The 9,783-nt window shown below is 46.2% G+C and carries 6 protein-coding genes and 1 CRISPR repeat array; all 6 genes read left to right on the top strand.

The features are described 5' to 3' along the window. Positions 1–437 precede the first annotated feature (437 nt). The 6 genes from cas1f to cas6f are packed head-to-tail and all read left to right on the top strand — an operon-like array spanning position 438 to position 8,727. Positions 438–1,406 (top strand): type I-F CRISPR-associated endonuclease Cas1f, encoded by a 969-nt coding sequence (cas1f, locus tag KO512_RS15940; RefSeq protein WP_320136062.1) that lies wholly within the window; start codon positions 438–440, stop codon positions 1,404–1,406. Further along, positions 1,403–4,804: a type I-F CRISPR-associated helicase Cas3f gene (gene cas3f / locus KO512_RS15935; RefSeq protein WP_215953343.1), complete on the top strand. Its 3,402-nt coding sequence runs from the start codon at positions 1,403–1,405 to the stop codon at positions 4,802–4,804. The genes cas1f and cas3f overlap by 4 nt, the downstream gene beginning before the upstream one ends. Positions 4,805–4,823: 19 nt before the next feature. Continuing rightward, complete coding sequence (locus KO512_RS15930) at positions 4,824–6,086, top strand: type I-F CRISPR-associated protein Csy1 (RefSeq protein WP_215953342.1); 1,263 nt, start codon at positions 4,824–4,826, stop codon at positions 6,084–6,086. After that, positions 6,083–7,030: a type I-F CRISPR-associated protein Csy2 gene (gene csy2 / locus KO512_RS15925; RefSeq protein ID WP_215953341.1), complete on the top strand. Its 948-nt coding sequence runs from the start codon at positions 6,083–6,085 to the stop codon at positions 7,028–7,030. Before KO512_RS15930 ends, csy2 begins: the two co-directional genes overlap by 4 nt. Positions 7,031–7,059: 29 nt before the next feature. Next, positions 7,060–8,085, top strand: coding sequence for a type I-F CRISPR-associated protein Csy3 (gene csy3 / locus KO512_RS15920; protein WP_215953340.1), 1,026 nt, complete (start codon positions 7,060–7,062; stop codon positions 8,083–8,085). Positions 8,086–8,094: 9 nt separating this feature from the next. Further along, positions 8,095–8,727 (top strand): type I-F CRISPR-associated endoribonuclease Cas6/Csy4, encoded by a 633-nt coding sequence (gene cas6f, locus KO512_RS15915; protein WP_215953339.1) that lies wholly within the window; start codon positions 8,095–8,097, stop codon positions 8,725–8,727. A gap of 128 nt (positions 8,728–8,855) precedes the next feature. Next, positions 8,856–9,783: a CRISPR direct-repeat array (repeat unit 28 nt; unit sequence GTTCACTGCCGCACAGGCAGCTTAGAAA).

Raw genomic sequence — 9,783 nt, 5'->3', positions numbered from 1 at the left:
CTTGCCATGGCAAGTATGGTTAGAGCGGTTGGGTGCAAGTATGCCTGTTGATGGCAAAAATATTGGCGCTATTATTTCTATGCTCGCAGCTTGCCGACCTGAAGGTCAGCAAGCTGCTTGCGCCAATTTTTAACACGCAAACATCTCGCTTACTCATCGTTATCGCGTTGATTTGAGTCAGTCCGTTTGGGTGTTGGCTTGCTAAGCCTTAGCCTGAAAAGTCATATATTTCTATTCTCAAGTTTTGCTAACTATTGGCTTGAGCGGTATCAATAGGCTATAACATATTGTCAGTATTAGAAATAATTTGAACAGGTTTAGTTTGGTTGTTATTTTTGATTCTTTAAGCGATTGTAAACACTAAGCTCTAATATAGAGCAGCGGTTCTCCAGAGGGAATGTCTGGGAATGTATGTCTAGATAAGGGATATCACAGGGATGATGGAGCAACTGACTGACCTTAAAGCAATATTGCACTCGAAGCGGGCCAACATCTATTACTTGGAAAAATGTCGGGTAATGCAGAAAGATGGGCGCGTCCTCTATCTCACCGAAGCCAGCAAAGAAAACCTCTATTTTAATATACCCATCGCCAATACTACCGTGTTGCTGCTCGGTAATGGCACGTCTATTACTCAAGCCGCAATGCGTATGCTGGCATCAGCAGGGGTACTGGTAGGTTTTTGCGGTGGCGGTGGGACACCGTTGTTAATGGCGACTGAAATTGAATGGTTATCCCCACAAAGTGAATATCGTCCGACTGAATATGTTCAGGGGTGGATGTCTTTTTGGTTTGATCCAGAAAAGCGTTTGTTGGCGGCAAAGCAGTTTCAGCTCGCACGCATTGAGTTTATGCAAAAGGTTTGGTCGAAAGATAAAGATCTTCAATTGCAGGGTTTTAATCTTAATGATGACACTTTAGTGCCAGCGTTAGATCGATTTACTCTTAAAACAGAAAACGCAATGACTGTTACAGAGTTGCTTCAGGTTGAGGCACAGTTAACCAAAAATCTTTACAAAATAGCCGCTAATCATACCCAATATGGCGATTTTGTTCGGACACGAGAAGCTGAAGATAACGCCAACGCTTTTCTCAATCACGGTAACTACCTCGCTTACGGGCTTGCTGCCACCACGTTGTGGGTATTGGGTATTCCTCATGGTTTTGCGGTGATGCATGGTAAAACCCGCAGAGGCGCGCTTGTATTCGATGTGGCTGACTTGATTAAAGATTCTTTGATTTTGCCTTGGGCTTTTATTTGTGCAAAAGAGGGGGCAACTGAGCAAGAATTTCGTCAGCAATGCCTACAGGCATTTACCGATCATAAAGCGCTGGATTTTATGTTTGATAAAGTCAAAAGTATTGCGATGAAATCAGACTGGGATGAAGAGGACCTCTCAAAATGATGGTCACTTTTGTTTCCCAGTGTGAAAAAAACGCTCTGAAGCGAACCCGCAGAGTGCTAGATGCTTTTGCTAACCGTATCGGCGATAACACTTGGCAGACAGTGATCACTGAGGAAGGTCTGTTAGCGGTTAAAAAACTGCTGCGTAAGATTGCGAGTAAAAGCACAGCTGTAAGCTGCCACTGGATGCGATCGCGATCACGCAGTCAGTTGTTATGGGTGGTGGGGAATAAAAAACAGTTTAATGCTGAAGGTTATGTGCCGGTGAATAGGACTGAACAGGAATTGCCCAGTAGTGATATGGCAGATAACTGGCGTTATTTACCGTTAATTAAAACCTTTACTGGGTTGGCAGCCCTGCTGCATGACTGGGGTAAAGCCACAAAGTTGTTTCAGGATAAGCTGAATCCCCAATCAAAACAGAAATTCAAAGGTGATCCGTTGCGTCATGAGTGGATCTCCAGTTTATTGCTGATGTCTTTGATCCGTTCTGGTGAGAACCCTGCACAGGATCAAAGTTGGTTGGCTCCTTTGGTTGAGAAAAAACTAGACGAAAGTCATTTACAAAATGCCTTGTCTATACAAAAGGATCTATCCCGACCTTTTGAAAATCTGCCTGATGCTGCAAGTCTAGTGCTTTGGCTCGTGCTGTCCCATCATAGATTGCCGAAAGCTCAAGATCGGGATAAGGCTAGCTGTGCTGACAGAACCAACCAGACTCCCCAGGAGTTGCTCGCTCGAATCAGTTGTCACTGGGGCTATGAGAACCACTTTGATGACGATGAGTTTCAACAGCGTCTGCCCGATTGTTTTGTCTTTCCGCAGGGCTTGCTGAGTGAGTCATCTAAGTGGTGTACAGAACTTAGCCATCGAGCCCGTCAACTCAGTGAGCAGTTGCCGTTATTTTCCATGGCGGTTAAAGATGGTAGCTGGCGCACAATAGCCCACCATGCCCGTCTTTGTCTTATGTTGGGCGATCACTATTACTCTTCACAGGATAACGATAAAACATGGGATTCCCCTGTTGAACTGTACGCTAATACGGGACTGGATCAGGATAACCAGCGACAGCTCAAGCAGAAGCTCGATGAGCATCTGGTCAGAGTGGCGGAGGCGGGAGTCGATGTTTGTCGCTTGTTACCGGATTTCGAGACTGAATTGCCACCTGCTCAGGATATAGCTGAGCTGGCCCCCAAAAAAGACCTGTCGCCAGAGCTGAAAAAGCAATTCGGCTGGCAGGATAAAGCGGTAGCAGCTCTCAAAGAGTACCGAAAAGAGACTGAAGACAAAGTCAGCGGTTATTTTATCGTCAACATGGCCAGTACCGGACGAGGTAAAACATTGGCCAACGCTAAAATAATGCAGGCGCTTTCGGACGACCAACAAAGCTTGCGTTTTATTCTGGCATTGGGTCTTAGAACGCTAACCCTACAGACCGGTGATGAATACCGGGACCGAATCGGCCTGAAAGAGGATGAGTTGGCAGTATTGATTGGATCAAAAGCGATTCTGGAACTGCATCAAGGGGATAAGACGCCTCACGAGAAGGAAGAGCTCGACTCTGATGAAGAAGGGTTGGGGTCAGAGTCTGCAGAGTCTCTTTTAGATACAGGTGAGCAGGTTGACTGGAACGAAAATGACGAATGCTGGCAGAACCTGTTACCGGAAGAAGGCCTGACGACCGTATTAGAGAATAAAAAAGACCGAGCACTGCTTTATGCACCAGTACTGGCCTGTACCATCGACCATATTATGGGGGCGACAGAAACCATACGAGGCGGTCGTTATATTTTACCTTGTCTGCGATTGATGTCATCGGATCTAGTGATTGATGAAATTGATGACTTTGTCGGTGAAGACCTAGTGGCTATTGGTCGTTTGATCCACTTGGCTGGCATGTTGGGGCGCAAAGTGATGATATCCTCGGCCACTATTCCGCCGGATTTGGCGCTGGCTTATTTTACCGCCTATCAAAAAGGTTGGTCGCTATTTGCCGCTAGCCGTAATCAGAACGATCAGGTTGCTGCGGGTTGGACCGACGAGTTTAAAACCAGTCTGGTAACGATCAATCAGGATGAAAACGCGGTTCAGTATTATCAGAATGCCCATGAAGGCTTTGTTGCCAAACGTATCGTCAAACTGAAGTTGGAACCGGTAAAACGGCGCGCTGAGATTTTGCCTCTACCGGAAAAAGATGAAACGGATACCGTTGAAAACCTGTTTTTCAGTACCGTGCAGCAAGGCATTCTGAGCAAACACCAGCAGCATTTCACGGTTGATAATAAAACCGGTGCACAGACCTCTTTTGGCGTCGTACGCTGTGCCAATATCAAACCCTGCATTGAACTGACCGAATACCTGTTGGCTGCGGATTGGCCGGAAGATACCGAAGTACGGGTAATGGCCTACCACAGCCAGCAGGTACTGCTACTACGCCATGCCCAGGAGCAGCATTTAGATAAGGTATTAAAACGCAAACATTCGGTTAATGACCTGAAAGAAGGCGCTTTTTATCAGCCGGAGATACGGCAGCATCTGGATACTTGCGGCACCAAAAATCTGATTTTTATTCTGGTAGCGACGCCTGTTGAAGAAGTGGGCCGTGACCATGATTTCGACTGGGCGGTGGTGGAGCCTTCTTCTTATCGCTCTATTATTCAGTTGGCGGGCCGAGTGCGACGTCATCGAAGGGCTCTGGATAATGACAGCCCCAATATGGCCCTGCTGCAATACAACCTTAAGGGGTATAAGGATCCAAAAGCGGATAATGTTTTTAGTAAACCGGGTTATGAGCAGGGTAAATGGCAACTAAACCCTTCAAAAAGCTTGAATGACGTGCTGGATCTGAAAGTGATAACAAAAAGTGTGGATGCAATACCACGCATTGAAAAAGATTCAGCGCCACCTTCTAAGAAGCTTGCGGCCCTAGAGCACTTTTCCATCAGTCGAACGTTGGGCTGTCACTACCTGACCGGAGAAGCTAAAAGCGGTGTGTCGAGAAGCCCGAAAACGCTATGGGGCTACACTGATGATTATTGGTGGATGACTGCACTGCCACAGCAGTTTAACCGTTTTCGTCACAGCGCCCCTAGCCTAAGTCTGTATCGGGTATTGGATGAAAAATCAGGACCCATCTTTAAGATTTATGATCGCCGAAACAGGTGCTGGGTGCCTGTTGAAAGAGAATTAGGTATAGCGTCAGAGCAACTGAAGGGACAGATTAGCAAGCGTTTATGGCTAGTGCGGGATTATGAAGCGCTGATCGTAGAGCAAAGCAAAATCAGAGACGAAGACCCAGAACGTACATCGCAACGGCTGGGTGAATTGAATTTGAGTTTTTATCAGGATGGCAATCGCTATCGTTACAATGACCAGATGGGGTTGGTCACAACTGATTAAAGGACGTTAGGAGAACACTATGACAGACCCTGCAATAGAAACCTTCTTTGTAGAGCGCAAAGAGGGCTGGTTAAAGAAGAACATAAAAGCCAGCATGACTGAGGGAGAGGTTAGGGATAAAACCTTAGAGTGTGAAGAAGTTTTCGCGTTGAAAAATTGGTTGCCTAATGCTGCTAAGCGGGCAGGGCAGATCTCTTTATCAACACACCCAGTGACGTTTAGTCATCCGAGTGCGCGCAAAAATAAAAATGGTTACGCTAGCTCTATCATAGCTAAAGCTGATTTCAGGCCCGATGGTTTTTTGCGTACTGGTAATGTGCAGACAGAGCATGATGCTTTGGGTAATGCCGCAGCGCTGGATGTTTATAAATTTCTGACTTTGGTTATGGCGGATGGCGACACTTTACTGCATCACCTACAGCAGGGCAGCGAGCTGGCAATAGAGTTGTTAGAAATAGCTGGGGATGTAGAATCGTTGAAGCAAGGCTTTCTGGAGATGGTTGTTACTAATGATGAGGCCGTCACCAGCTCAAAAATCAAGCAGGTCTATTTTCCAGTTGAGGAAGAGAAAGAAGGCTATCACCTGCTTTCTGTGCTTAGTCATTCCGGTCATCTATTTGAGATGCGTAAGCGTTTAGATCATTTACGCTTTTCTGATTTCACGAAAGAAAAGCGGGAGTTGAGAAAAAATAATAAATATACTGAAACCGGTTATCAGGAAATTTATAACCTGACGACTATCGGTTACGGCGGCACTAAACCGCAAAATATTAGCGTGCTGAATAATCAAAATGCAGGTAAGGCACATCTGTTGTTATCTATGCCTCCGGAGCTTTCTCCCCGAAATACTCGTTTACCGACCCGTAATTTTTTTGGTGATGTGCTTTATCCCAAACAACTGCAAGAAACCTTTCAGGCTTTTCATCGGCTGATTGGTGCTGATTACAACAACATTAATATTCGCAAAGGCTTGGACTATCGAATTGAAGAGTATCTGGATTATCTGATTTTAAAAATGTGGCAGGTACGTAAAGCGTTCTCAGAACAGACTCATAGTCGACCAGAAGCCTTGCCAACATATCAGAAACTTTGGTTGTTACCAGAACATGAGCAAGATCGTTTAGATAATCAGGTTTGGTTGGATGAGTTAATTCGAGAGGCCGCCCGTCATTTTAATGCTAGCTATAAAAGAGTATTGGGTCGGTCGGCGATGGAGCTGGGAGACGATCTTTATCAACGTGTCACGCTGATTGTTGAACAGAGTAAGGAGGCACTGTTATGAATACCCGCCGCTTATTAGTGTTGCCGCACTTGAAGGTACACAACGCCAACGCCCTATCTAGCCCCTTTACTATTGGTTTTCCCGCGATGACCGCTTGGCTGGGATTTGTCCATGCTCTGCAGCGTCGTTTAAACGCCAAAGGTTATCCTGAGTTAAGATTTACCGGTACCGGTGTCATCAGCCACCAGTGTGACCTGCAAACCTACCAAGGGCCGGGGGATTTTGTTCACTCAATCATCGGTACGGCAAACCCTGTCGATAAAGACGGCAACCGCTCCGCCTTTATTGAAGAAGCACGTTGTCATCTAGATGTATCCCTTCTAATTGAATATCAGGCGGATGAAGCCACTGAAGATGCCGTCTTACTGCCAGTTTTTTTAGACGATGTCAGCCAGCACCTGATGCGAATGAAAGTAGCGGGGGGCGATCTGCAAAGCTTCAAAGCGCCGGTTCTTCCCGTGATAGAAGGAGGCGATGAACAATCTCAAACTAAGTTAATGCGTTCACTGATGCCGGGGTTTGCCCTGATTGAGCGGCGTGAGTTGATGCAACAGGCGATGGAGCAGGGTAGTGATGCGCTGGATGCGATGTTGGAATACCTGACTGTGCATCACACCTGTACGAAGGGGGATGATGATAGCGTGAGTTGGAAAAGCCAGCGTAAATCTGATGCTGACGGTAACAAGCTTGGTTGGATTGTGCCTATAGCGACTGGCTTTCATGGCATTAGTGAATTAGGAGAAGCTAAAAATCAGCGTGACCCTGAAACACCGCACCGCTTTGCTGAGAGCATTGTCACTCTGGGCGAGTTCCGAATGGCGCATAGGATCAAGCAATTGAATGAGGTTTTATGGCACTACCATACTGATACCGGTAGCAACCTTTATCTATGCCAGCAGGTACAAACCCAAACTACAGAAATCGATAACGATGGCTTTCATTAAGCCGGATTAAGGAAGAAACGGAGAACAACATGGCTAAAACAAAAGATACAGCATCGGTATTGGCGTTTGAGAAAAAATTAGTACCGTCGGATGGTTATTTTTACGGCACCACTTGGGCTAACAAAGCAGAATCGACCCCGTTGGCACTACAGGAAAAATCGGTACGAGGTACCATCTCTAACCGTTTGAAGGCAGCGATAAAAAATGATCCAGCCAAACTGGATGCAGAAGTAGAGAAACCTAATCTGCAAACCGTGGATGCCTGCGCGTTAGGTACAGAACAAGATACTCTAAAACATTATTTCACCCTGAAAATTTTGGGTGGTGTTGAAACCCCATCTGCTTGCAACAATGCAGCCTTTAAGACCAGTTATCAGCAGGCCACAAAAACTTATATCGAAAAAGAGGGCTTTAAAGAGTTGGCGCGTCGTTATGCGGTCAATATCGCCAATGCCCGTTTTTTGTGGCGCAATCGTGTTGGTGTTGAGCAGATTGAGGTACAGGTTAACGTCCTAAATAAAGGACAGGAAGCTAGTTGGACCTTTGACGCTACTCAGTACAGTACTCGACATTTTGACTATGAAGATGCGCAGATTAGTCAGTTGAGTGAAAAAATTGCTCATGCTTTGTCAACTGCAGATGGTTGTCTGATGCTGGAAATTACAACCTACGCTCAAATGGGTAAGGCTCAGGAAGTTTATCCATCAGAAGAGCTGGTGCTGGACAAAGGTAAAAGCAAAAAGAGCAAGGTTTTATATCAGGTGAAGGGTTATGCGGCGATGCATTCGCAGAAAATTGGTAATGCGTTGCGCTCTATCGACACTTGGTACCCTGCTTTTGAAGATGAACAAGCTACAGCAGGGCCGATTGCGATTGAGCCTTATGGCGCGGTTACTAACTTGGGGACTGCGTTTCGCACACCAAAAGAGAAGCAGGATTTTTATACCCATTTTGATAAATGGGCACGTGGCGAAGCGCTGTCACGGGTAGAGGATGAGCACTATGTTATGGCCATTTTGGTGCGCGGCGGTGTCTTCGGCGAGAGCGATAAGTAGGAGTCCGTTATGAACTACTACCAAGACATCACATTGTTACCGGATGCAGATATTGCACTAGGTTTTCTCTGGCAGAAAATCTATCAGCAAGTGCATATCGCCTTAGTGGAGCAGAAGGTGGATGCACAGCATAGTGCTATAGCGGTCAGCTTCCCGGCTTATGGGAGTAAAGGCTTTCCTTTGGGTAATAAGCTGAGGGTGCTGGCTAAAGAAAAAGAGCAATTGGAAACATTAAATCTCGCTGGATTTCTGAGTCGATTCGAGGATTACACGCATCTTAAATCAATACAGCCAGTGCCGGAGGGTGCACCTCTTGTTGCGTTTGTTCGCAAGAATATAAAAGGGCAGGCTCGTATCGAAAAAGATATGCAGACTAAAGCGGAGCTTTGGGCAAAACAATCAGGACAAAGCATTGCAGACTGTCTAAAACAGCTTGAAAAAACCAAGCCAAAGGCAGAATCAAAAGCGCCTTTTATTTGGATGGAAAGCCAAGAAACCAAAGCGAGGAACCCCAAGGGCTCCGCCAGATTCCCACTGTTCATTGAACGAATAAAGGTTAATAACGCGCAAGAAGGGCTCTTTAACTGCTACGGCCTAAGTGCTTTAGGAGGAGATCAAGTTTCTACTGTTCCTGATTTTTAACCAAAAAAATAGCTCTTTAAAAATAAGTAATAAAAACAGACGGTTACAGCAAGGCTGAAAATAAAGGTATTTCTTGGTATTTTTATTTAAGTCTTTGTTGTGACTGTTTTTTGTTGTACATTTTTAGAGTTCACTGCCGCACAGGCAGCTTAGAAATGTTGTGGACTCTGGGTATGGCTATTGTGCCTGTTCACTGCCGCACAGGCAGCTTAGAAATCTGCCCTGCGCCGCCTCATTCAAAATCAAAAGTTCACTGCCGCACAGGCAGCTTAGAAATGCGCAACGGCACAATTTGACCATGCGATATAGTTCACTGCCGCACAGGCAGCTTAGAAAGAAATTCCTCAAGCGCGGCGCTAAATCTTAATGTTCACTGCCGCACAGGCAGCTTAGAAAATCACAAAAATCACAATGATGATGATGTGAACGTTCACTGCCGCACAGGCAGCTTAGAAAGTCACGTGCTTGTAAATCCAGTTCATAATCAGGTTCACTGCCGCACAGGCAGCTTAGAAAAGAGAGAGAGGGGGGGAACACGTTTTTTAATGGTTCACTGCCGCACAGGCAGCTTAGAAAGATATCTTCCCCACGCTTTCGACGGTCCATCGGTTCACTGCCGCACAGGCAGCTTAGAAAGTAATAGAAAACTCACCAGAACCACTAATGGTGTTCACTGCCGCACAGGCAGCTTAGAAAATGCCCCTAGTATCGTAGCATCCTTAGCTGTCGTTCACTGCCGCACAGGCAGCTTAGAAAAACTGACCCGAGAGCTGGACGCGTGGGAGGATGTTCACTGCCGCACAGGCAGCTTAGAAATCGCCGCTGGTCAGCGTCACACCTGCTTTCGAGTTCACTGCCGCACAGGCAGCTTAGAAAATCAGTTGTTAAAAGCTTTAAGCCTGGGAAATGTTCACTGCCGCACAGGCAGCTTAGAAATGAAAAAAGCCGATTGGTGGGATGCGCAATCGGTTCACTGCCGCACAGGCAGCTTAGAAAATGACTAACGAAGAGCTCACCATACAGCGTCAGTTCACTGCCGCACAGGCAGCTTAGAAA

Origin of the sequence: Amphritea atlantica (genome assembly GCF_018860855.1) — a bacterium.
GTDB lineage: Bacteria > Pseudomonadota > Gammaproteobacteria > Pseudomonadales > Balneatricaceae > Amphritea > Amphritea atlantica_A.
This window is presented reverse-complemented; position numbering and strand designations above follow the sequence as displayed.